The 24,451-nt window shown below is 37.8% G+C and carries 19 protein-coding genes; 6 read left to right on the top strand and 13 right to left on the bottom strand.

The window, feature by feature from the left end; genetic code table 11:
* The first annotated feature begins 28 nt into the window (after window positions 1-28).
* Complete coding sequence (locus BRLA_RS02750; protein WP_004432684.1) at window positions 29-946, top strand: hypothetical protein; 918 nt, start codon at window positions 29-31, stop codon at window positions 944-946.
* A gap of 273 nt (window positions 947-1,219) precedes the next feature.
* On the opposite strand, the gene BRLA_RS02745 is transcribed toward BRLA_RS02750, so the two are convergent.
* Entirely contained in the window at window positions 1,220-2,431 is a 1,212-nt protein-coding gene (locus tag BRLA_RS02745) for a macrolide family glycosyltransferase (RefSeq protein ID WP_003335620.1), read from the bottom strand.
* A 1,226-nt stretch (window positions 2,432-3,657) separates the two neighbouring features.
* Here BRLA_RS02745 and BRLA_RS02735 point away from each other — a divergent pair.
* Window positions 3,658-5,187, top strand: a complete 1,530-nt coding sequence (locus tag BRLA_RS02735) for a thiol-activated cytolysin family protein (RefSeq protein ID WP_003335622.1) — start codon at window positions 3,658-3,660, stop codon at window positions 5,185-5,187.
* A gap of 414 nt (window positions 5,188-5,601) precedes the next feature.
* Here BRLA_RS02735 and BRLA_RS02730 read toward each other — a convergent pair whose 3' ends face one another.
* The 5 genes from BRLA_RS02730 to BRLA_RS02710 form a co-directional block, all read right to left on the bottom strand.
* Window positions 5,602-7,068, bottom strand: a complete 1,467-nt coding sequence (locus tag BRLA_RS02730) for a phosphoribosyltransferase-like protein (RefSeq protein ID WP_003335624.1) — start codon at window positions 7,066-7,068, stop codon at window positions 5,602-5,604.
* 65 nt (window positions 7,069-7,133) lie between these two features.
* On the bottom strand, window positions 7,134-8,990 hold the full coding sequence (locus BRLA_RS02725) for an SMC family protein (protein ID WP_003335625.1): 1,857 nt from the start codon (window positions 8,988-8,990) through the stop codon (window positions 7,134-7,136).
* Entirely contained in the window at window positions 8,987-9,499 is a 513-nt protein-coding gene (locus BRLA_RS02720) for an ABC-three component system middle component 2 (RefSeq protein WP_003335626.1), read from the bottom strand. The genes BRLA_RS02725 and BRLA_RS02720 overlap by 4 nt, the downstream gene beginning before the upstream one ends.
* Entirely contained in the window at window positions 9,499-10,605 is a 1,107-nt protein-coding gene (locus BRLA_RS02715; RefSeq protein WP_119912760.1) for an ABC-three component system protein, read from the bottom strand. The genes BRLA_RS02720 and BRLA_RS02715 overlap by 1 nt, the downstream gene beginning before the upstream one ends.
* A 296-nt stretch (window positions 10,606-10,901) precedes the next feature.
* On the bottom strand, window positions 10,902-11,672 hold the full coding sequence (locus BRLA_RS02710) for a tyrosine-type recombinase/integrase (protein ID WP_003335629.1): 771 nt from the start codon (window positions 11,670-11,672) through the stop codon (window positions 10,902-10,904).
* A gap of 492 nt (window positions 11,673-12,164) precedes the next feature.
* On the opposite strand from BRLA_RS02710, the gene BRLA_RS02705 reads away from it, so the two are divergent.
* The 3 genes from BRLA_RS02705 to BRLA_RS24470 all read left to right on the top strand — a co-directional run bounded on the left by BRLA_RS02705 (window position 12,165) and on the right by BRLA_RS24470 (window position 15,348).
* A complete protein-coding gene (locus BRLA_RS02705) occupies window positions 12,165-13,508 on the top strand; it encodes a helix-turn-helix domain-containing protein (protein WP_003335630.1) in 1,344 nt (447 codons plus the stop codon).
* Window positions 13,509-14,329: 821 nt separating this feature from the next.
* Window positions 14,330-14,992 (top strand): hypothetical protein, encoded by a 663-nt coding sequence (locus BRLA_RS02690; RefSeq protein WP_238547458.1) that lies wholly within the window; start codon window positions 14,330-14,332, stop codon window positions 14,990-14,992.
* Window positions 14,968-15,348 carry a hypothetical protein gene (locus tag BRLA_RS24470; RefSeq protein ID WP_238547457.1) on the top strand — a complete coding sequence of 127 codons (381 nt, stop codon included), beginning with the start codon at window positions 14,968-14,970 and terminating at the stop codon, window positions 15,346-15,348. Before BRLA_RS02690 ends, BRLA_RS24470 begins: the two co-directional genes overlap by 25 nt.
* 458 nt (window positions 15,349-15,806) lie before the next feature.
* On the opposite strand, the gene rlmD is transcribed toward BRLA_RS24470, so the two are convergent.
* Window positions 15,807-17,459 carry a 23S rRNA (uracil(1939)-C(5))-methyltransferase RlmD gene (gene rlmD / locus BRLA_RS02685; protein ID WP_003335634.1) on the bottom strand — a complete coding sequence of 551 codons (1,653 nt, stop codon included), beginning with the start codon at window positions 17,457-17,459 and terminating at the stop codon, window positions 15,807-15,809.
* Between the two features lie 36 nt (window positions 17,460-17,495).
* Window positions 17,496-18,386, bottom strand: coding sequence for a diacylglycerol kinase (locus BRLA_RS02680; RefSeq protein WP_003335635.1), 891 nt, complete (start codon window positions 18,384-18,386; stop codon window positions 17,496-17,498).
* A gap of 184 nt (window positions 18,387-18,570) precedes the next feature.
* Between BRLA_RS02680 and BRLA_RS02675 the strand changes: the two genes are divergently transcribed.
* Window positions 18,571-19,536 (top strand): ROK family glucokinase, encoded by a 966-nt coding sequence (locus BRLA_RS02675; protein WP_119912757.1) that lies wholly within the window; start codon window positions 18,571-18,573, stop codon window positions 19,534-19,536.
* A gap of 143 nt (window positions 19,537-19,679) precedes the next feature.
* Here BRLA_RS02675 and BRLA_RS02670 read toward each other — a convergent pair whose 3' ends face one another.
* From BRLA_RS02670 to BRLA_RS02650, 5 genes are all read right to left on the bottom strand, one after another.
* Window positions 19,680-20,864 carry an ABC transporter permease gene (locus BRLA_RS02670; RefSeq protein ID WP_003335637.1) on the bottom strand — a complete coding sequence of 395 codons (1,185 nt, stop codon included), beginning with the start codon at window positions 20,862-20,864 and terminating at the stop codon, window positions 19,680-19,682.
* A complete protein-coding gene (locus BRLA_RS02665) occupies window positions 20,857-21,591 on the bottom strand; it encodes an ABC transporter ATP-binding protein (protein ID WP_003335639.1) in 735 nt (244 codons plus the stop codon). Before BRLA_RS02665 ends, BRLA_RS02670 begins: the two co-directional genes overlap by 8 nt.
* A 245-nt stretch (window positions 21,592-21,836) precedes the next feature.
* The gene (locus tag BRLA_RS02660) at window positions 21,837-22,586 is read right to left on the bottom strand and encodes a sirohydrochlorin chelatase (protein ID WP_003335640.1); all 750 of its coding nucleotides are present in this window, start codon (window positions 22,584-22,586) and stop codon (window positions 21,837-21,839) included.
* A gap of 219 nt (window positions 22,587-22,805) precedes the next feature.
* Entirely contained in the window at window positions 22,806-23,150 is a 345-nt protein-coding gene (locus tag BRLA_RS02655; RefSeq protein ID WP_003335641.1) for a hypothetical protein, read from the bottom strand.
* A gap of 310 nt (window positions 23,151-23,460) precedes the next feature.
* Window positions 23,461-24,444, bottom strand: coding sequence for an ABC transporter ATP-binding protein (locus BRLA_RS02650; protein ID WP_003335642.1), 984 nt, complete (start codon window positions 24,442-24,444; stop codon window positions 23,461-23,463).
* Window positions 24,445-24,451: the final 7 nt, after the last annotated feature.

Below are 24,451 nucleotides of genomic sequence, written 5' to 3'. Positions count from 1 at the left end.
ACAAAAAAATATCCCTTTAAGGAGGATTATGATGAATATTGCTAAACCCTTACTGGCAATAACAATAGGTTTATCTTTTCTTATACCAAATTCATCCGTATTTGCAAATAATAGCAAAAATATTACAGAAGATCAAAGGAAAGTGTTTAAAGAAACCTTCCAGTTTTCAGACAAACATATAAATGATCTTAGTGATGAAGCTATTAAAAAATATCTTTCCTATGAAGACCCTATTGTCTCTAAAAAAGAAGAATACTTTGAGATTACTTATAATAAACACTCCAATCCAAAAGTAGAAGAACTTTCACAAACAGAAGCAGAAGAGAAGGCTAATTTACTCACACGAAAAGAGGAAAAAAACGCTCCAAATAAAGTAGATGCTCTAGGTTCAGATGTCGAAAAAAATGATATTTTGAAACTAGAAACGTGGCTTATTAAAAATAAAGGTGATAAAGAAGCCCAGGCATCCGCAAGATTTGAGTTTTTAAGTACTCCTGACTATAGTGATTTTCACCAGGATATTTTGGCAATCGGAACTAGTCAGAACCTCGCTATCGTAAAAGGATCAGAAGATTTCGTTTTTAAATATGACGAATTTAAGTTTACTAGAGAATATGATAGATATGGCCATCCAATATATGATTGGGTCCCAGAAAAAGAAAAAAGCAAACGTGCAGATCAACGCGATTCAGGAGGATATGCTTTTAAATTTGATCTTCCTGATACAGGAAACCGTATTCGTGACATGAGAGGATATATGAAAGTAGATGTTACCCCGAGAAGTAAGAAATGGAGGGGCGAAGTTTATGACATATATAGTCATTATCTTCATTCCACCTCCTCTGTGAAAATAGGATTTTCTATTCCATTAGGTGGGTCGTTCGAAATAGATAAAGGAGACGCTATAAAACTAACTGGCCATGTGCAAGAAGAGTATGATAAGTAATTAGGTTACAATCGAATCATTAAGTTAGTAACATTATGTTAAGAAAACGCCCGAATTTGAGATTCGGGCGTTCATTAAAGTTATTATTATAACCATCTCTTTTTGTCTTAAACTAAATTACTTGTTCAACGCCCCCTGTCCGCTAGAAACCCATATCAGTGTTCAAACCCTCTCTATAGAGAGCCTTTTGTACTTTATATATTCGCGTCATATTCGTACACCATTTTCCATGAATAATCAGGTTACGTTTATTAAAACTGGCGATGCTACATTTTATACTTTAGAAAACAAAGCCATAATACGACTTGCGGCTTCTTTGTACCCGCCAGCATTACGTAAGGAATCACCTAACCGCTCGGCATGCTGTTTATAAGTAGATTCGTTCATCACTTGCAACAATGCGGACTTTAAAGCTTCAGGGGTAAGCTGACTCTTATCTAAAGTAATACCAGCTCCGAACTCCTCTACCTGCTTAGCAACTAGTGGTTGATCTGAGCTTAACGGAATCATCACAAGTGGTACATTATAATAGAGAGCCTCACTTGCACTATTCATGCCGGCATGTGTAATAAAAGCATCCGCTTGTTGGAGCACTTCCAACTGGGGAACATACGGCTCAATGATAAAATTATGTGGAATCCTGTCCTCTAGCGAACTCATATCCGTGCCTTGACCGCTCGCTAACACAAATTGAGCCGGGATATCGTGAAGGGCTTCAAAGCAAAATTTATAAAATTCGATATCTTTGTTTAAGATACTGCCCATTGAAATGTAGACAACTTTGTCATATTGAGCTCGAAGCCGGTCAAGCGGAAATGAAGGAACATCAAGACGCGGTGTAATGGAGGGGCCAGTAAATATATAGCTATCATCAAGCTTATCAGCATCTGGTTGGAAATCACGGCTTGTAAATACAATCTTAATTTGACCATATTGGCGAGTGATATCTTCAATAGCAGGAACAGCTACGTTGCATGCACTCGCGATGCTTTGCGCTGTATTCGTTAGTCTTTCATAAAGAGCTTCTACATCTAAATCTCCTGCATCAATCTCTTCTATAATTTTGCTTAGAGGCCCAGCGAAAGCGAAGTTTGTAACGGAGCAAATCGTCGGAATACCTAACCTTTTCCCTAAAATTTCTCCTCCCCAACCAAATAAGGAGTCAAAAATTAAGTAGTCAAAAGAATCATTCTCTACCTGCCTTAAGATTTCCGGAATATGTGGTTCAATAATGCCTCGCAGCATAAAATCGGTGAATTGAAGCGGATGTCTAATTTCGGTTGGATTAAAACCAAGCTCTCTAAATATCTGTTCGTCCAATTGATAGGCCAAAAATTGTGCCCCAGTCTGGGCAAGCCTAGCCCGATATTCTTCTGAGCACATATAGACGACTTCTTCTCCATTGTCGACGAGCTGCTTTACTAATCCTAATGTAGGATTCACGTGACCTTCTGCTGGAATCGTTACATACAATACGCGTGCCACTTACTACACCTCCCCAAAAATATCGAAATAGAAGATATTACTATAAATAGAAGATGTTACAATTTGATTATAGATGAGGGAAAATATTGGATCAAGTCTGACGTTAAAACCCAGCACATTGCATAGTGGTGGCCGGGTTTATGGGTAATCCATCAATTTCTATGCTTGTTAAAATGCTAGATAAATATTTGGTAATACCATCCTCTGCATAATGCGAATATTTCCAAGGCATGGCACCAGCCAAGTTTTTTCCTTAACGTAGCTGACTTTTGCCTGCAATGCTTGCTTATCCTCATACGTTATAACTGTATCTCCATCATACAAGTAAGCCACCTTCGCCTTTCGTCTGTCAGTACTCTTTTGGGGATGGGGGGATAGCTTTCTTAAAAATATGAGATGTCCATTTTCAAAACTAAAGTTAATGAAAAGTAAAATAAGGATGTTCCCATAAGCTATCCATGCCTAGGTACACCCTTTAGAAAGATTACAGCAATGCTTCATATACTCTCAAAAACGCTAGTGAGATTGCAAATTTTGCTTATTACAGGCTCCTTTGCAATGACCGGATGACTAATACACCACTTAGAAAGACAAAAAGGGAAGCGCATAAAATAAGCAAATGCGACTCAAATGGTGTAACTAATAAGATACTAAAGAGAATAATGAGTATGGATGATAAAATGGGCAACATTTTCCCCTTTTTTGAACATTTAAACTTCCAACTTCCTTTATTCCCTAAGTTAGACAAAAGCGAAGCAAGATTAATTTCGGAACATGTTGTACATGGTAATATTAATAAAACAATGAATAATTATAGACAGCATTGCAATCTGCTGACCAATCCGTTGCCGATAAGTTTGATAGCATCATATCAAACAAAAAGGGCCAAAAATATATTTCATCCCCAATTCGCCCCCAACGATATATTAACTCTCTTAAAAACCCTTATATATCAAGTTTGCCACTCTCTCCACATATCTAGATTAATCAAAATTGACAAGTAAGACACGCTAACCCGCTAGTTAATTCCTCCACTAATTAGCCCAGAATGATCAAACTTAAGCACTATTTATACCATGCATGAGTATGGTTCTTTTGGCTTTTATTCTTCATTTTGACACTTCTTTTATATAATTTAACATTATATTACTAACAAGTTGATTCTATGGAACTATACAAAATGTTAATAATAGAAGGTATGATTTACCAAAAGGAGTTGATGTTTCTTGAGAATTCTAAACCATTTAAAAGTAACAAAATTACTCATTTGCTTAAGCACAAGTTTATGCATTCTTTCTTATCCTTTTATTTCCTTTGCTGAAAAATCTAATACTAGTGTAGCTAGTGAAACAAGCGAGCCTAATGATATTGATACTGGAATAGCTAACTTAAACTATAATGTTCACGATATTTTAGCAGTAAATGGTGATCAAGTAGATAGTTATGTCCCAACAGAAGGTGTTAAATCAAATGGTAAATTTATAGTGGTGAAACGAGAGAAAAAATCACTTACAACTTCACCAGTGGATATTTCTATTATTGATTCTGTGGCGAATCGTACCTATCCAGGCGCAATACAACTTGCAAACGACTCTTTTGTGGCAAATCAACCTACTTTGTTAATGGCAAAGAGAAAACCTTTGAATATTAGTATAGATTTACCTGGGATGAAAAGAGAAAATACAACAACTGTTGAAAACCCAACATATGGTAATGTGTCTGGAGCAATCGATGAATTAGTATCTACTTGGAGTGAAAAGTATTCAACATCAAATACTTTACCTGCAAGACTACAATATGCAGAATCCATGGTTTATAGCAAAAATCAAATAGCAAGTGCTCTTAATGTTAACTCTAAAATTCTTAACAATTCACTAGGAATTGACTTTAATGCTATTGCTAGCGGAGAAAAGAAAGTGATGGTTGCTGCGTATAAGCAAATATTTTATACGGTAAATGCAGAGCTACCAGACAATCCATCAGAGCTCTTTGATGATAGTGTTACTTTTAAGGAACTGACCCGTAAAGGGGTAAGTGATGAAGCTCCACCTGTTATGGTGTCAAATGTAGCTTATGGCCGAACCATTTATGTAAAATTAGAAACAACCTCTAAGAGCAAAGATGTACAAGCTGCATTTAAAGCCTTACTCAAGAATACCAATGTAGAAGCTAGTGGACAGTACAAAGACATTTTTGAAGATAGCTCCTTTACTGCTGTCGTATTAGGGGGAGATTCAAAAGAGCATAACAAAGTTGTCACAAAAGACTTTGATGAAATACGAAATATTATTAAAGATAATGCAGAATTTAGTCTAAAAAATCCAGCATACCCTATTTCATATACTAGTGTTTTCTTAAAAGATAATTCAATTGCTGCTATTCATAACAATACAGACTATATTGAGACTACCTCTACAGAATATTCTAAAGGTAAAATCATTCTTGATCATCATGGTGCATACGTTGCTCAATTTGAAGTATCCTGGGATGAATTTTCATATGATGAAGATGGAAATGAGGTACTTACCCACAAAACTTGGGATGGAAACTACAAAAACAGAACAGCTCATTTCTCGACCGTAATACCACTTCCACCTAATTCTAAAAATATAAGAATTTTGGCCAAAGAATGCACAGGTCTAGCATGGGAATGGTGGAGAACAATTATTGATGAATACAATGTTCCATTAACTAATGAAATAAAAGTTTCCATTGGAGGAACTACATTGAATCCATCAGCTAGTATTAATCATTAGAAAAGAGAAGTATCGATTGGAAAAACAGTACCTCTCCTACTTTCAGAGGCTAGCTAGACATAAAAAAGGATTACATGATTATGATGTAAACCTAAAGCATACCAAGGCAATGAATCGGATTAGCGTAATGTAAATCGGTCACACTCTCCTTACGTTTAATCATTTATCAGATTGAAGGATTGAAAACGGCTAAAATTCTTGCTACACAAGGACTTTAGCCGTTTTCTTTATTCTTATTTTCTCTCCAATCAGCAAACCTACTCCACATGTACGGAGTAAGTAATTTGGACAAAAAGAAAATACTACTGATGTGATGGTATTCGCTAACTATCAACTCGTTGTTGTATATCTAATCTGCAATATTTCATTGATGCACACACTATCCTTGATGTGAAACAAAGAGATTCCAAAAAATTATGATTTGCCATAAAGTTTTTGATTAACTTGTTCTATAAAAATTGCAACTCTTTCTTCATCAATGAATCTACTAAAAATAGGTTTTAATCTGTTTCTATACTTTGTTCTTAGGTGTTTTTCAATTTCATTCAAAAGTCTTGGGTCTGAGTGGATATGTTCTAACGAAATACTTTCTCCTAATGTCTTTTCCAAAGATAAAGCTATATCTCCATCTTGAATTAAGTCATTAATTCTAATAAATTGCATAATTGATGGTTCGAGATAAATAACAGGAAGTTGGGGGAACTTTTCTTCTACATATTTCTTTATTCCCCTACTTCCTGTATAAAATAGTTCGTCATTTTCAAATAAAAATAAGTTCTTCTCACCCAAATCAGATAATATCTTTATTAGTTTTTCAGAAAAAAATGCCCCTCCTAGAGAAATAACATTTAGTTTTTCTACTTTTAAACGTTCAGCAAGACCATATTCTTCAGTTAACACATTAAAGAAATCTTCGTCTGTTTTTCCCTCTACATACAAATTCAAATTAGTAGGTTCAGCTTCCTGACCAATTACTTGTGGTTTTTCTTGATTAACTTTTGTTTCAATTGCCTTATCCATTTGTTTATAGTACGATGAAATACCATTAACTCTTCTTACTCTTTTAAAGAGTGGAATCCAACCATTCCTATCGCTCCAAATAATCGGTAATGTAGAGTTTGGTGTATTGTATGGAAATACAATAAGTCCCCCAATCCCCCCATACCCCATTCCGTTATTGCTATTCGAACTTATTTTACCGTAATATTCTATTCGTTCACGTAATTCTTTTCGGCTATCATGCAATACTCCGTCATAGAATTTGGAATCCAAGGATTCTACTGTATCTTCCTTCCCATATTCAAATGCAGAGAACGTTAGAGCTTTTGTTTCATCAGTGATTTTAGTTATTCCATCTCGCATCCCACACACAGTAAGTAAAAAGATATTTTTAACTTTGAAAGGAGTGACTTTTTCAGTCAAAACATTTATTTCCCTTGTAGCTTGATTTCCTGTTGAAATAACATCATCTAGCAAAACAATGTTATTTACCCTCTCCTTCTCAAGATGATGAAATGAATCTTCGTCCAAAAAGTTTTCTTCTGAAACATCATTAATAAGTCTGAAATGATAACTAATCATCGACCCGCTTTTTCCTGCATCCCCAATTCCAGCAAATAACGTATTATCGCCTTTAATTACTGTATTTTTATCCTTAGCCATTCTAAGAAGTCTACTATATGCAACTTGCAGAGCACTATTCATATCATCATAACCAATTACATTTAGATTATTAATCACTCTTAAAGCTATATAATAATCATTTGGATCGAATTGTAATATCCACTTAATAACATGGTCGATCTCTATGTTCACAGGCCAAGAAGCAATTACGTTCTCAAGTTCATTAAGCTTATCATGAATAAACAATGGATATTTCATACCTTCTTAACCTCACTATGGTGAAATATATTATTATGATCAAAATCAAAATTAATTAAACTTATCTAATTACTCGTTCTAATAAAGCCGTACCTACCCCTAGAGTGACTCTTGGTAAACTCAATAAAATTAATCTCCTTTATGACTTCTTCTGAAGGTTTTTTATTTTCGAGAATAATAACTTGGTTATTCAGAGTTACCTCTGCCAAAAACTCAAAAAATCTTGATTGCAAATCATCTGAGGTTTTATCTTCATCACCATCTTCCTCTTTATACGAAGTTATTGGCGAGTCGAGAATTACGATCCCTGGGTGGGGAAGGTCTTTTAAATTACAATATTTCATTACCCCTAATACAAAAGCGCTGTAAGAAATAGAACGATATCCTTTACCGAATAATCTTCTCGCTTTTCCAGATATGAGAATATCTTTTTGTTTAACATCAAATTTCACACTCTCGAAACCCGGATATTTCCAACCAGTCAAAAAATACTTAATGCTTTCACAAAGATCATCGTAGAATTTAGTATAATCTAGTAGTTGTTCAGAAGTTGCACCTGTATCAGGCTCAGATTCTATTAAATCTAATATATTCCTTTTCTCATCAAGCAGTTTATTTAATGTATGTTTCTTTTGTTCCACTTCATTAATTGTTTTCTGATTTTTTAGTATACCCTGAAGTTCTTCTTCTATTATCAGAATTTCAGGTTCTAATTGTTCGTCTAATACTTTACTTAATTTACTATACTCTTCTTTGTCATCTACTAATTTAGTATTTATCGAAGATACTTCCTCATTCATTGATTCAATAGTGCTGTTTAAATCCTCTAAATGAAATAATAACTTTTGTAATTCGATTTTATATGATTCTTTCTTCTGTTCTATTTCCAGATGTGAACAAGCTAGTTCCCCATTATTTAAAATAAGAGTTTGATTACAATGTGGGCATTTTTCATAATTTAGTAAAGAAAAAAAGTGATCTCCCTCTATTAAAAAGTTTATCCTTTGCATGTCAGTTTCGTACTGGTCTTTCAACAATAGGAATCTTTTCAATAATTCATATGTAGATAACAACTTCGATTCAGCTTGTTGGATGTTCTTCCACAATTTTTTTCTAGAATCAGTTAATTTTTCAATCTCCGAACTAATTCCACTTCTTTTTAAGGTTAACCCTTTAATAATCGCATCTAAATCAACTTCAGATTGCAATGGGGTTAAATTGGAAATGTTCAATTCCAAATCGTTAATCAACCTATCAATCAATCCAACTTGGGCAGTATACACAGACCCGGAATTGCTTGCTACTACATTTTCTGATAATTCACTATCGTCTTTATTTGTTAAGATAAGTCTAAATGCCGCTTCCTCCGCGGTCTTGGTCTTGTTATTGTCTGAATGTACCGGTGATTCTTTTGCTATTATTTTTACTTCATCTATTAAAATGAAATCATTATAATTTCTATACGTAAATCGTCTCAATTTATTATTCTTGTTGGTTTTGATAAATAAATTAGTGTTTTTATACCCCGTTAGTGACATTAAGAATTTCGAAATACTTTCTTTCTTCTCACAATGTTTCTGCGATAGGTTTTGAAACTTTGATTCAGTGGTCAACTCATTTATAGGGCAGTTATATTTTTTAAAGTTCCCTCCAGAAAGTTGCCTTTCAAATGTAAACTTCAGACCATCATTACTTTCTAATTCCAAGAAGATAGTATGGTATTCATAGTCAACAATCTCATCAATTTGTTCAGGAGCGTCTTTCCCACCTAACATGAAATTAATACATTCAAACAGAAACGATTTACCTGTATTTGTTGGCCCCATAATGACATTAAGACCCTTTTTGAGCTCTATTTCAGTCATTAATTCATTTTTGCCCAATAAACATAATTTTGTTAGAAAGAAACCTTTTGTTGTCACTCAATCCCCCCCCTAACAAACGCTTCATACATGAACTCTCCGCCCCAGTTATCTATGTTTCTTTCAATGAAAAATTTCATTTCCTCTTCTGAGTATCCGGAAAAATATCCTACAACCCATAAAGCGTTGTTTTGTAGTTTTTTACTATAAGTTGATTCAAATAAATCTAGAAAGGGTTTTGTTAATTCAGAAGCGGAATAACTAATACCTTTTTCATCAAAAATAATATTTATAAGGCTCTTGCTATACATTAGTTCTAAACCTTTTTGCATAGCTTTTCTTCTTACTATTATGCCACCAGACCTGTGAGGAGTATCTGGATGTAACGAAGGTGGACTATCTACCGCTCCAACATCCTTAGTATGTATAACTAAGTAATCGTAATAAATAAGTCGTTGTAAATCTAAACTTTCAGGGGATGCTTCGGCTAGTATCGTAAGGGCTCTCAAACCAATTTCAAATGATGAATTAATGCTACTAGATTCAGTAGTTTCATTGTTAATGGTCATTATTGTTCCACCCAACTTATCTTATCTTCATTAGCTAAATGATGACATAAACCATTTAAATCATTTCCTTTTATTGAATTATACAATGGGTAACTAGGCATATTTAGGCTTCGCGCGGCTTTACAAACTTCCTTTACTCGCTCAAATCCATCAGTATGTTCTGATTCTATGATGTCGATCACCCCATCATATACTTCCTGTTTTAAATCCTCAAAAGCATTTACACCTGGAGGGAGGGTATCTCTCTCAAATTTCATTAGAGACTCAGCGGAATAGAAGCATTTTCTTTGTCTGTTAAAGTGTGAATTGTATTTATAATGCTCTGAGAGTTCTGTGATATCCCTTATTGTAGATTTGTGGTTATCTGAATACGCTTCAAGCAATTTTCTAACATAAAGCAATTCACTTGCACTTATATTCTCAGGTGGATTAACAGGTTCAGGACGTGTTTTATGAATCCCACCGAATCTATAATAAAAGTACTTTGTCTGTGAATGTTGTTCTATTAATTCTTGCGGATCAATATCATCAATGATTGAAAAGTCAAAGTCCTTTACATATTCAAGGAAATCTTCAGTCAATTCTATATTTGCTCCCGAAGTAATTTTACTTCGACATTTATCGTTCCATTCTGAAATTAATTGCTTCTTTAGTTTGTGAGGATCGTCGATTAAATTAGAAAGGGTAGTTGAAATACCTTTTGGTGTTACAAAATAGTATTTCCTTGGTACTGAGTATTCTTTTTTGTAAGTGTAGTAGCATAACTTTCCAAGCTCGATCCATATCTTACTTGGAGATAAAGGGGAGTTGTAATGTTTGCATTGATAATTATCCCAAACTAATTTTTTGCCTTTTTCATATTCGACATATGCGATAACATCTCTGCCCATGTCCCCTGCCGCGCCGCATCTTCTTACTTTTACGTACTTATCTTTTAAATAGTCGCATGACCATTCTCTAACAAGGTCTTCAAAATCTTTGTCAGAGATAACCTGCAATCTTTTAATCGGCTCTATAGCTTTTCCTAATAGTAAATCTGTATTTGACAACTTAGTTTTGACTTCTGGCTCATTGATATCTATCATATTATTCTCTAGCTCTATCATAATGACCACCCGAACATAATCTATTTGATATCCAAATAATAACATAAAATCCCTCTCTATCTTATTAGAGATTATGAAATATTAAAGTTCTTAGGGAGGTAAGAGAGTCGGGTTGTCTATAAAATAGATTCTGTACGTACAACAATATTCAAGAAAATTTGGTGTGCGTTTGACGAAGACAAACTCTATCTCAATAACTAAAACGAAATTATTCGTTACCGGGTGGCATCTAATAAACTGCCGGGAAGATCTAAAACATAAAAAGTGCTACCCTCTAAAAGGTAGCACAAAATAAATTATTCATTGTACAGACCCTCAATGGCTTTTAGCTTGTCTTCCTCAGTGGGCTTGGAGTAACGCAGTATCATGTCTGCTGAACTATGACCGCTCAGGGATTGTATGACCGCTATATCTTCATTCGCCCTAACAAGCCCTGTGATGAACGTGTGGCGTAGTTGATGAGCGTGTAGGTCATGTTGCTCTAAAAGATGCTGAACGCTTCTGACGCTAATTCGCTTGTCTCTGTTGCTAATGAACAGGGCTTCGTTATCGTCTGACCGTTCCTCAAGGTATTTTCTAATAGCCCACCTTGTATCAACGTCAAGGGGCAATGTACGGGCTTTATTGCCTTTTCCTGCCCTAACCCTCAACTCTCCTTTACGTTCGCTTAGGTCAACGTCTGACCTGTCTAGGGCTACTATTTCAGATACCCTCAAACCCGTATGAAGTAAAGTCTTGATTATGGCATAATTACGTTTGTTTCCGCTTCTGTCTACTTCTCGTTCAAGCCGCTTCCGCCCAAGCCTGTCAAGGGCTTTCGGGGCGGTCTGCTTGTAGTCGGGGGCTTTTATGATATGGATTTCCTCAATACAATCTAATTTTTTTGCCCACCGACAGAACTTCTTAATGGCGTTATAGACCTTGTTAATGGTGGCGGCTGTCTTCTTTTTGCTTGCCATGTATGTTACGTACTGTTGAACGTCAGTACGGCTGAAATGCTCTAACGTAGTGCCACATCCGTTAAGCCACTGGCTGAACTGTTGCAGAGCATGGCGGTAGGTCTTCACGGTGCTTCGCTCTTACCTCGTAAACCCTCATTGATGAATTGGTCTAACATAGTCATCTCTCCCCATAAAAAGGGTATAAATAATTCCACGCAATATTTTCAGCCCGTTATTTGTCCGATTCGCCCCGATTTGGGGCAATTTTTAAACTGATAATAAATTCTACGTTTAGTTTATGACAAATTGTAATAATTCGTTATAACCCCTAGCTTTTTCCCTATTGAAAATTGCAGATTGTTTATTTATTTTATAGATATTCTTAAACAACTATCACATATATTATTAGTATCTGCTTTAAAAATGTAACAATGGGACAATACGCATTGATAAGTAGAGTCTACTCCCTCCTCCAACAAACAGGAAGCCATGGGTACTTAATATTTTTAAAAACAATACTAATTTCCTTTTATTTTTATTTACAATAATATCTAGTTAAAGTATGATGTGGTAAATAAAATTCCTTATTTTTACAAAAACTAAAGGAGGATAGATTTAATGCACGTCTTGGAATACAATTATCAAGTTTCACAGATAGAATTGCGACAACGTTTACAAGAAACACTTGATCTCAAAGGATGGAAACGAAAAGATCTTGGACGAGCTACTGGACTTGATTCAGTCCTTATCAGTAATGTAATGAAGAACAAACGCCGATTGGTATTACCTCAATTAGACATTATTACAGAAGCTTTGGGGTTATCTAAGGATACCTTCTATGAGTATTTTATTGGGGAATGCTTTAACGAATCGGGAAAATTGTCGCCTGTAAAAACTGCTGATTTTTTCATAAGTTGTATCACCGTAGAACGCTACGATATTACAAAGAGAATCATAGAATTGATCAAAGAGGATACAGACAGAAAAAGGCTTCTCGATAACACCTTTAAGATGGCAGAGCATATTTTTTCTTCCGATCTAAGAAATTACAGTCTGCCCTTATATGACATTGTAATTGCTAACAGTACAACAAGGAATGAACGAACAGCCATTTCTTACTTTAGAAGATTTTTAATAGCTAGAGATGTGGATATCACTATATCTGGATATGAAACCCTTTATCAGCTTTTAGAGTACCTTCCTATACTGCCAAAAAAATATAAACTAGAAGCGTATTACAAAATATTAACGTTCTATAACACGGTAGAAAAGTGGAATGAATTACTAAAATTTTCTACCGAATTAAAAGCCCTAGCAATGAAGGAAGAAAGCAGAGAATACATTGCTGCTGCTCTGTTATATGAATTTTCAAGCTATAAAGGGATGAATGATCTGATTAATGGAATCCGTGTTATTCGGGAATATGCCTTCTATGGTGATGCTAAACTGGCTCAAATAAACGAAACTCTACTTCTCATTGAAATGGGGCATGTAGAGTTTATTAACGAACATTTAAAACTACTTTCCTCTGACTCTCAAAAATTATTTACATTTTTACCTGTAGCTATAGAGGTCTATCTTCAAAAAGAAATGCTGAAAGATATTCAGATGCTCTTACAAAAGTACAAAAAGGAAATCGAACAATTATCCTGCAAAACAGATAAACTTAGTCAAAAATATAAATTAAGGTTATTTCAAGCGTTAGCGACATATTATCTTATGAAAGGAGAAACTTACTTAGGGTTTAATTATAATATTGAGGCGTTAGAATTGGCACTCATGTTCAAAAATGTTGAACGATTAAAAAGCATTATGCTAATGCATTATGAGTATAACCCTTCTGAAGAGCATAAAGAAAAATTTATTAACATTATGGCAAGGGGGAACAACCATTATGAAAAGAATTTTAACGTCTTCACTCATGATTCTGTTCTTATTAAGTTTTATCGCAATGAATTTTGAAATACCAGCCTCATTCGGAACGGATCAAAGTTTGTCAAGCACTTACACATACGGTGAAGGCTGGTAATCAGAGAGGGCATCCTCTCTTTTTTTGATTGAATTAGGAAAAGAATCTATATTAATTAACAGAAATTTCTGTTAGGAAAATTTGTTCCTACTGATATATAATTAATTTCAATGACTGGTAATCAATGTAAAAAATAGAATTTTATATTTTTTATCGTTGTTGTGGTTGCCAGAGAAAGGAGGTTAACTAAAAAGGAATACTCATAGAAAGGAGCTGAAAGATGTTAGCATGGAGCGATGATAGATGACGAACGCAGGAATCTAAAAAAGCAATAAATACGGGATGTTCCCTATATGCCCTCAGAAAGCTTTGGAACACCCCATAACAAGCATTTAAAAAATGCTCCATTCAAGTTTATCATGCCCTTGCGTTCAAAAGGGAAAAAATATTTTTTAATGGAAAAATAGTTGTCTCACATTTGAATAATCTGTACAGAAAATCTTGTAGCAAAATAAAGCCGTGTTTCAACTATTAGTTGAAGACAGCTAGGATGCTTCATCATATTGATAACCATTGGTAGCTATTGGAAGGGGCCTATTTTTGTTTAGTATGCATTTGGATGAGGATAAAAATTAACGCCCAGAATATTCCTCCTAATATGATGCTACTCTCTCCTCCGAATATTATCCCTGTAAAATAACCTAATACAACAATAAGCAGGAGTTCCAAAAATATAACCATAAAAAATACCCCCTATTCCTCTTATAGTTTTTGGTTTTATTAGATTAATGAAAAAAACAAAGGTGGAGTTAAAATGAAGAAATTTGCAATGCTTTTTTCTGTTGGCGCTATGACTATTTTATCATTAACCCCAATTACAAATTCAAGTGTACTAGCAAAAAATAAAGCAAAGGAATTAAAGATTATTGAGATATCATTGAACGAAAAATCTTCAAAACCATTAAAATTCTTAAGCAGTGATAAAAACAACTATTATTTTATTCATAATGAGGGGAAAGAAATAGACACTGAAGAAATTGAAGAATATACCAAGGCAGAGCTAAAAATTGATCGCTCCAACACAGATAAAGGTATAGCACCAACTTTAATAGGTGTAGGAGTATACGAATCAGACAGTTCTATTCGTGTAGATTACATTTTTGATCAGGTAGAAGAAGTACCTTTAGATGAAATTCGTACACATATTAAAGACAAAGTTGAAGAAACTGAAAATCAAAATTCAATCTCATCTGATGAGGATACTCGCTCTGAATCTTACACGTATCGAATTAGAGATGAAAGACGAGATGAATTAGCTGGAGTATACACGAGCAACGTTGACTATAACAAAAAAGGAACTTCCACATTAGATAAAAAAAAGTTTCCGTGTGGGATGTTAAGTATTTTAATCAGTCAGAGCCAAGAAACGATTATCAAACACGTCAATTGTCAATGCGTTATAAACATACTGGATTAGCCGATGATACACAGACCATTCGTTCTTATGGACCATACACTACTGATACCGAATCGTCTGCATCAGTTGGGCTTTCTGGTTTGGTTCCCTCAGTAAGTTGGACATTTAATACGAAATCAGCAAATATTACAGACCAATCCAGTCTATCAGATAACTATGCTAAATGGAATGTGGATATAGCTTTGGGAACCAACACCTCAAAAAATAATTTTGTATGGGAACCTGGAGTCCGTGTAACAAATAGCAAAGGAAGAATACTGTTTCAACATAACCATTATGTATACTATTACAGAAACCTTGATTCCGCTGTTCCTTTCAATACTGGAACAATTAAAGAAACCTTTAAAGATTTATAAAAAACAATCCGAAAACCAAAGCAATAAAACAAACGTCCGAACCTCAAGTTCGGACGTTTATACTGTTATTTGTAGTCATTCCCTTTTCCATGTTAGAAGAACTAAGAAAATACTATCTACAAAGAAAAAGACTTGATAGATTAGGAGATAACTACAAGACAGTAATTATTTCTTCATATTTTGGCATCCTGTTATCAAAGCTTTTCATCAGGAGTGCTCTTACCTAGGGTTTAGGAATTTTATTAAGTAAAGTAATTTAAGATATATCGGATTCGTGATCTTCATTATACATCGGCTACATTACTAATTAATCAAGGGGTTCATACAAATTAATTTTGGAACATCTTGGATATGTTAATATTAATACGACTTTTAATATATATGGACCTGCAATACATCTGCTAACCAACTTGTTGCCATTAAGTTTGAATTCATCCCCCAACGATATATTGACTCTCTTAAAAATTCTTATACAACAAGAGGGCCACACTCTCCACATGCCCCGTATGAGGAAACATATCCACCGGCTGCACTTCCACAACCTCATACTTCTCCGCTAACACCTTCAAATCCCGCGCCAACGTTGACGGGTTACAGGACACATATACCACTTTTTTCGGTTGCATTTGCAAAATGGTTGTTAATAAGGCCTCGTCGCAGCCTTTGCGCGGCGGGTCAACGACGATCACATCAGCGACAATCCCTTGCTTGCGCCAGTTCGGAATCACGACCTCGGCAGGTCCCACTTCAAAGCTGACGTTTTCCAAACCATTTAGCTCCGCATTTTTTTTCGCATCAGCAATGGCCTCTGGTACAATTTCTACACCGTACACGCGCTTGGCCTTCTGAGCTAGGAACAGCGAGATTGTTCCGATACCGCAATAGGCATCAATTACGGTCTCATTTCCTTCTAGCCCTGCGTATTCCAGTGTTTTGCTGTACAACACATCTGTCTGTTCGGGGTTCACCTGATAAAAGGAGCGGGCCGAGATCGCGAACTTAATTGGTCCAATATAGTCATAAATAACGTCATCGCCCCACAACGTGAAGGTTTGGTCTCCGAAAATCACGTTGGTTCTGCGCTCGTTAATGTTTTGGACGATGCTTTTTACTCCTGGCAATTCTGCACGGATGAGCTGGATGAGCTGTTCTCTTTCTGGCAGAAACGCCTCTGTCGTGATAAGCACTACCATGAGGTCTCCTGTTTTGGCACCTACTTTTGCTACGACATGGCGCAATAAGCCTGTGTGCTTTACCTCGTTGTATGGCTCAATACCTAGTCGTTCTGCGATCCGCTTTATCGTAGCTACCACTTCATCGTTGGCTTGATGCTGGATCAGGCATTCGTTGATATCAATAATATCATGCGATTTTTCAGCATAGAAGCCACCGATTAGCGCACCGTTTTCCTCTCCAATCGGCACCTGTGCCTTGTTACGATAGCGCCACGGGTCTGTCATTCCGAGGGTAGGAAGTACCTTCACAGTCTTTGCTGGTTCATCGCTATGTGATGTAGCCACGGCTGAATTAAAGGCGGCTTTTTCAGAAGACGAAGCTTCATCATTCGTCATTCCTGCTGCTGTTGCCGCTTTACTAGATACTGTATTTGTTGCCACGCTTTGTCCACTAGCCACAGCGTCTACGTCTGCTTTTCCTTTCCCTGCCAAGCTCTTCTGCTGCTCACCCTCGATAGAGAACCCGCCAATTCGGCGCAGGTTATCCATGACGATCTGCTGCTTGTGTCGCAGTTGCTCACTATATACGAGGTGCTGTAAGGAACAGCCGCCACAACGATCGTAGACCGGACAGGGTGGCTTTGCTCGATGCTGGCTTGTAGCCGTTATTTCGAGCAACTGAGCATAACCAAAGTTCTTTTTGGCATGAATGACCTTTGCCTTGACAGTTTCACCAGGCAATGCGCCTTTCACAAATAGGGTGTAGCCATTATATCTGCCGACCCCTTCCGCTTCATGATTCAGACCGGTTATCTCTATGTCCACCACCTGCTCTAGCTGCACAGGGTAATTCTTAGACTGTTGCTCCTTTGATCGATTCGTTTCTTTTCTCTGTTTATTGCCGCGTTGCGATTTTCCTGTTCCTGATTTTCTCACTCTGTCTAGCTCCTTTAATATTGCATAAAATCTATGTCATGGTACAAAAATCTCAAAATGATTAGCAAGGGTGTAGCACTCACAAGGTAATTCTCCACCCAATTCTCCATCCAGATTTAGAAGTACCTGTTGTTTGTCCCTGGTTGTTGCTTTGATATAATCCGCTTGAAAATATAATACATGGGAGTCTTTAATGTGGTCCCCTTTGATTGCCATGGTAACGATACGTACGATTTCTGGCAATGTTGCCTTCTTTAAGACGATGCAATCGAGCTTTCCATCTGAAAGACTGGCCGCAGGGGCTATCTTCTCAAAGCCACCCACAGAATTGCTATTCGAAATAAGAAACAGCATAACTTCCTCATCGACCATGACCTGATTACGTGTTTCGATGCGAATATGTGTCGGCGTGATAAATGGAAGCTTTTCTATTCCTTTTAAATAGTAGGCAAGCTGTCCCACCACAGTTTTTAATTTGCTTGGCACTTCGTAGGTTAGTTCGGTTAGTGTTCCACCGCCAGCTATATTAATGAAATAACGGTCGTTCATTTTGCCAACGTCTATTTTTTGCGTGTGACCGGCCGCGATGATTTGACTTGCTTTTTTTAACGATCTTGGTATACCTAAGGCTCTGGCAAAATCGTTGGTTGTACCAGCAGGAATAATCCCCAGCTTGGGTCTATTTTTCTTTTCCGCCATGCCATTGATTACTTCATAAATAGTACCGTCTCCACCGGCTGCGATAACAAGGTCAAACTGTCTGGATACGGCTCGGGCAGCCTCTCTAGTAGCGTCCCCTTCCCCCTTGGTAGCATGACAAGAAGTTTCGTATCCGGCCCTTTCCAGCGTCTCTAAAATCTCTGGCAACTGACGGCGAACAGCTTCACGCCCTGAGGTCGGATTATAGATTAGACGTGCTCTCTTCACTCGCGTCCCCTTCTTCCGTTTACGTATATATTTTTGAATTTTATCATGATACCATACCCATCATATCCTGTATGACCATTTTTGGGAATCATTATGCGGCTTGTCACATGATTTTGCCTATTTTATCCGCTCTGCTCATGGTACTATTAGTGAATAGATGACTTGTACGAGGGGTGTATGCAGTTTGACGAAGCGTATGATTGTAGGAGTAGATATCGGGGGAACCACGATTAAAATAGCTTTACTAGATCCGAATGGGGAAATTATTACAAAAACACAAATCCCTACTCCTGTTTCTGAGGGAGAAGATGCTATTATTGGGAAGATGACAAACACGATTGACCAACTGATGGCCGAGCAGGGCTTCACCAAAGAAGAAGCCTATGGAATTGGCATCGGTGTGCCTGGGCCGGTAGATACGGACACGGGCTTTGTATATGAAGCGGTGAATCTGGGTATTAAGGATACTGCGTTGAAGGCTAAAACAGAAGCTTTAACTGGTTTGCCCACATATGTAGAAAACGACGCCAACGCAGCCGCTCTCGGTGAAATGTGGCGCGGCGCGGGACAAGGGACCGATAACCTGGTTGCTATTACACTTGGTACAGGTATTGGCGGTGGAATCATTATTGACGGCAAGATCGTCCATGGTGTAAAAGGAGTAGGCGGCGAAATCGGTCACGTAACCGTTAACCCAGATGGCCCACTATGCAATTGCGGTAAAAAGGGTTGCATGGAGCGATATGGTTCAGCCACAGCCATTATTTTAGGGATAGAGACAGCAGCGAAGGAAGGTCGCAGTGCGTATTTAGCTAAACAGCTAGCAGAGAAAGGCTCCTTAACTGCCAAAGATGCATTTGATGCAGCCGCAGAAGGAGATTTAGTAGCTCAGGAGGTCATTGACCAGGCTGCGTTTTATACCGGATTTGGCCTTTCACACATAGCCAATCTACTGAACCCTGCCAAAATTGTAATCGGTGGCGGTGTTTCTGCAGCAGGTGATGCTCTATTCTCGCTGATCCGTAAGTCATTTGATACCTACACATGGAAAATTGCAGCGGATTCATGCGAAATCCTGCCTGCTACACTGGGTAATGACGCCGGTGTGATTGGGGCTGGCTGGCTAGTAAAGCAAGGGGAATCCAAGTAAATCCAGTAATGATTTCTATCAATAGCTATTAGATAAAGATGACTGTTAGAATCGTTATTCCTGATTCTGCGATTTATGTCAGTTCTGCTGATCGGATATAATTATTATACAAGCTTGGCTCCTACTAAGAGCCAAGCTATTTTTTATTTCACTAATAAGTTCTCCCGTTTAAAGAACTTCGCTGCCACTTTAATCGCAATGATTACATAGAGAAGCGAGGTGAACATTACTAGAAGAGCATGCATGGGTTGAAGCTCACCATAGAAAATTTCTTTAAAAATCGCCACTCCATTAAAGATCGGCAGTAAATAGTACGCAAATGGAATATCAATCGGATTAAGAGGCATCATCAGGTAAGCCGGTACTAATCCGACCAAAACGAGTGGTGTCATGTATGTCTGTGCTTCCTTAAAGGATTTAGCAAAGGAACTAATGCTTAGCATGACGCCGGCAAACATAGCTGCCAGCAAGATTAGCACCACAAACAACACGATAAGCGAGCTAGCGGTGAAAAATTGCAAGGAGAGTCCTCCCGCATCGTGATTAATGGGGATGAACGAAAAAATTACCGATACGCTAATCACCGACGCCAACGAACTGACGCCACTCATAATCATGACGGTAAATAGCTTGGCTGTTAATACGCTATTAGCTGTTATCGGGGCACTTATCAATGTCTCCAGAGTACCTCGTTCCTTCTCTCCTGCAACTAAATCTGTCGCGGCTGGCAATCCTCCAGAGATGAGCGAAGCAATCATCAGGATAATCAGAACCCCAGATAAAATACTCCCAGACACCTTCTCATCGCTTGCTACGCTTTCAAATGTAGTTTGCATTGGCTCAATCGCCCCAATCGTCAAGCCCACACGCTGTAAACGCTTGGAGACAACCTCTTTTTCATATTCCTTTATGGATTTTTCAATTAACGTTTTCGCATAAGTAGACTTTTGGTTAGACGGATCGTACCAGACTGTAATATCAACAGACTCACCAGCTTGCAGCTTACTCTGCAAATGCTCCGGCAATTTAATGAACGCTCTTGCATCGCCATCCTTAATTGCTGCTAAAGGGTCTTCTACCTGAATCATTTTTACACTAACATTCTTTTGTAAGATTTTCACAAAGGGATGCTGACTGTCTGCATTAACAATCAGCGGCACGAAGGATTGCGCCTCTTTGACTACCCCATTCATAGAAAAAGACATTAGAAATACAAGTAATGGAACGACCGCCAAAGGTATGACTAACGCTCCAATCCACGTTTTGCGGTCCCGAATGAGGTCGGTCATTTCCTTTTGAAAGACAATCCAGATATGCTGCCTATTCATTTTCTTTCTCACCTCCGACCGCTCGCATAAAGATGTCGTCCATATCCTGTAGATCATAGCGTTTGCGCAAATCCGGGATGCTGCCCTCCACAATCATCTTTCCTTTATGCATGATCGTTACTCTTGAGCATAGCTTCTCTACTTCCCCCATGTTATGTGTGGAAAATAAAATCGTTTTGTTCTGCTGCTGTAATTCTTTAATTAATCGTCGAAATACACTAGCTGCTGTAATATCTAATCCTGTAGTAGGCTCGTCAAACAAAATTACCTTAGGATCATGCACTAACGATCTGGCAATCGCTACCTTTTGTCGCATTCCACGGGAAAAAGGCCCCACACGACGATCCAAGAATTCACTCATGTCCAATTGCTTACTAACCTGTTCAATCCGTTGATCTAATAGCTTCTGATCCAGCCCATGCAACTTTCCTATGTATTGAATATTTTCCCTTGCTGTCAGCCTAGCGTACAGCTCCACATCTCCGCCAAATAATAATCCAATGCGTTTGCGGACTTCCATCGGATGCGTTTTAACCGAATAACCATCCATGATAATATCGCCGCTGGTAGGGGTCAAAATTGTTGCCATCATACGCATCGTAGTAGTCTTACCCGCTCCATTTTCTCCTAAAAGACCTAGTACCTCTCCCGGTCGACACAGAAGCGATAGCTGATCGACAGCAACGACATCTTTAAATGCTTTTGTCACATTCTGCACTTCAATCATAGATACCCTCTCTTTCTTGAAAAAAACGCGGTTCGCCCTAATTTTACTCGTTTCCCCAACTTTTTTATGTTATGTATGCATCCCTTTGCTTTGTGACTATACATTTTTTTCATAAATAGATACAATAAAAGCCTGCAGGGATTATTGTTGCACTTCTCCTATTGTACCGCAAGTTTCTCCGCCTGCCTTACACAAGAAAAAAGAAGGCCTCGATTGATGAGCCTTCTTGTAGATTATTCTAACCGTTACGCATTATGCACCTGTTCATCTACAACTTCTTGCAACCACTTCGCTACAAAAGGATGTGGCAGGTATGTTTTACCACTATAGGCATAATTTAATCCATTCAGATTGGAGGGGATGACCTTCTTAGTGAAATACCCCTCGCTTAAGAATAACGGAATCACAATCGTTCTGCCTTGATTGATTGCTTCCTCCGCCCGAGAACGAAGATTGTCCGGATGCAAAGTTCCATAGGTAGCCTCAGAGAATTTTAAGCGCTCCTTCAGAGTCTTGGTCATGCTTTGTAATACTTCTTCCCACTTCCGATGATTTTCACCTTCGTTTGCTCCGTGTCCAACTAGGAACAGGATCTCTTCTTGTGGGTCTGAGGAAAGCTCGCGAATCCGATCTTCTAAAATATCTAGAATAAACGGGTGATCGTTCATTGGTGGGCAATAAATCATCTCCATGGTTGTGTGCAATCTTTCCCACCCATCATCCAATTTATTATCGGTAGCACCTAACAAATAGCCGATCTCATCAATATGTGTACTGCCTTCTGCAACAAAAAGGGGAATCGCAATGACTTTTTCTACACCGCGAGCCTCAAGTTCTCGTAGACCATCCTCAACGAGGCGTCCTTCTACCATTTCCAGAAAACAGGTGGTGTAAGGTACCTGGATGTCTAAACTAGCAACTGCTTGATCCACGAGCTCTACCCATGCTGCACTGCTGGAACCATGACCTATTATGAGTACTCCGACTTGTTTCATTCCGTGCTTCGCCCCTCTATCTATGTCGTTTCTTGTTTGCGATTGTAATCGTGTAATCGCCAAATAAGAATAGTTATCAAATAATACAAATTCTATTATGCAAAAATTCGAGGGGAACTGCAATCATTCAAGTGTCATAAATACGTGTTGTCACAAAAATGTGATATTTTGGTCAAAAATATGTCTATTTCTACTCTGTTTCGACGAAATTTTGACATCTCATACCAATGATGAGTATTTTTCTTTCCACTTTTCTATAGAAAACGTTGTAAATAGCTTAGTGAATGATTCAGCATCATTAAAATAGTGGCGTGATTCTTTGGCCTGGGGATTTTGTTCTAAAAAAAGAGTAGCTGCTACTTGATTGACAGGCACTCCTTCCTTCTCCTGATCGTACACTCCTTGTTGGGCTAGAAGTTTCTCGAAATAGCGGACATAGGTAACAGTAAGCGTTTTCGTTTCTGCCCCTACTTGATAAGTGACAACTGATCGTTCAAAGGTATCAGCAGGTGAGCCTCCTTTTCCAGCAGGCACACTTTCCCCTATAACTGACAGAATTTTCATTATCTCTTCCCCTTTTATTCGCATACTCGCAGACCTATATCCTTTATTATAGAATAGAGTGACTATTTCCACAAACTAGTTCATTCCTTTTTAACCCATTACAAACGTCTTTTCATCTCATAATATCCAGTTTGAGCAATTTTTTAGCAGGAAGTGTATGACATCCAAATTCAATCACTTACATTCTCACCTTGCTAAGCAGTAGCAGTGTTGATTCTTGTCGTCCTATACACTCGATTTCAGAGTAAACGATCACACAGGTGACTCCTTAGCAAAGCGTGTCATTTCTTGGGAAATAAATCCCGACATTTTAGATGACAGTCAATGGTCTCTCATATACCTTCCGAATTAGCTCCTCCACCTCAGCTTCATGCATGGATATATCTCCAACCTCTCCCCATCTGCCAACACTAGTAATTAAATCTATGGCAGTAACCAAACGTTTGTCGTAAAGAAACGTTACTTGTTTATCAATCAGCTCGTAGGTAACACCTGCTGGTAATGGGAATGGTTGAGGAGTTGTCTTATACTCAACCTGTAACATGCTAGGTAATCCAATCTGTTCACGCAATTGATCGATACTACCATCTGAAATGATCGTACCATGGTTGATAATCATTACTCTGGAACAAATAGATTCTATATCATCCATATCATGTGTGGTGAGGAGAATCGTTTTTTTCTCTTGTTTATTGATCTGCTGTAAAAAAGTCCGAATATTGGTTTTCGCAACCACATCCAGCCCGATTGTCGGTTCATCTAAAAATAATACATCCGGATTATGTAGCAAGGCAGCCACCAGATCAGCTCTCATGCGTTGTCCCAATGATAGTTTACGTACAGGTGTATCAATAAACTCTTCTATATGTAAAAGATCATCATACTGCAATAAGCGCGAACGATACTGCGCCTCCCCAACCTTGTACATTTCCTTGATAATTTCAAAGGAATCACGGACAGGCAAGTCCCACCATAGCTGGGTACGTTGCCCAAATACTACGCCAATCTGATGAGCTAGCTTTCTACGCTGACGTTCTGGATGCAGACCGCTGACCGTGATTTCACCGGAAGAAGGATGCAGAATGCCGCAAAGCATTTTAATGGTTGTAGATTTTCCTGCTCCGTTAGGGCCAATGTAGCCGACCGCTTCTCCTTTGCCAATCTCAAAAGAAATATCATGAACGGCATGTACAATTCGTTTTTCCCGTGAAAAAAGACTGCGAATCGAGGAAAAACGACCCGTTTTCGGCTTTGCCAGCTCAAAGTGCTTATGTATTCCTCGTGCTATGATCATCGTAATT

The sequence above is a fragment of the Brevibacillus laterosporus LMG 15441 genome (assembly GCF_000219535.2).
Classification (GTDB): Bacteria; Bacillota; Bacilli; order Brevibacillales; family Brevibacillaceae; genus Brevibacillus_B; species Brevibacillus_B halotolerans.
This window is presented reverse-complemented; position numbering and strand designations above follow the sequence as displayed.

Excerpts from the sequence above, each read along its gene's own strand:
- BRLA_RS02750 (WP_004432684.1), top strand. The coding sequence starts at position 29 with ATGATGAATATTGCTAAACCCTTACTGGCAATAACAATAGGTTTATCT.
- BRLA_RS02730 (WP_003335624.1), bottom strand. The coding sequence starts at position 7,068 with ATGAAATATCCATTGTTTATTCATGATAAGCTTAATGAACTTGAGAAC.
- BRLA_RS02720 (WP_003335626.1), bottom strand. The coding sequence starts at position 9,499 with ATGACCATTAACAATGAAACTACTGAATCTAGTAGCATTAATTCATCA.
- BRLA_RS02715 (WP_119912760.1), bottom strand. The coding sequence starts at position 10,605 with ATGATAGAGCTAGAGAATAATATGATAGATATCAATGAGCCAGAAGTC.
- BRLA_RS02705 (WP_003335630.1), top strand. The coding sequence starts at position 12,165 with ATGCACGTCTTGGAATACAATTATCAAGTTTCACAGATAGAATTGCGA.
- BRLA_RS02690 (WP_238547458.1), top strand. The coding sequence starts at position 14,330 with ATGAAGAAATTTGCAATGCTTTTTTCTGTTGGCGCTATGACTATTTTA.
- BRLA_RS24470 (WP_238547457.1), top strand. The coding sequence starts at position 14,968 with ATGCGTTATAAACATACTGGATTAGCCGATGATACACAGACCATTCGT.
- BRLA_RS02670 (WP_003335637.1), bottom strand. The coding sequence starts at position 20,864 with ATGAATAGGCAGCATATCTGGATTGTCTTTCAAAAGGAAATGACCGAC.
- BRLA_RS02665 (WP_003335639.1), bottom strand. The coding sequence starts at position 21,591 with ATGATTGAAGTGCAGAATGTGACAAAAGCATTTAAAGATGTCGTTGCT.
- BRLA_RS02660 (WP_003335640.1), bottom strand. The coding sequence starts at position 22,586 with ATGAAACAAGTCGGAGTACTCATAATAGGTCATGGTTCCAGCAGTGCA.
- BRLA_RS02655 (WP_003335641.1), bottom strand. The coding sequence starts at position 23,150 with ATGAAAATTCTGTCAGTTATAGGGGAAAGTGTGCCTGCTGGAAAAGGA.
- BRLA_RS02650 (WP_003335642.1), bottom strand. The coding sequence starts at position 24,444 with ATGATCATAGCACGAGGAATACATAAGCACTTTGAGCTGGCAAAGCCG.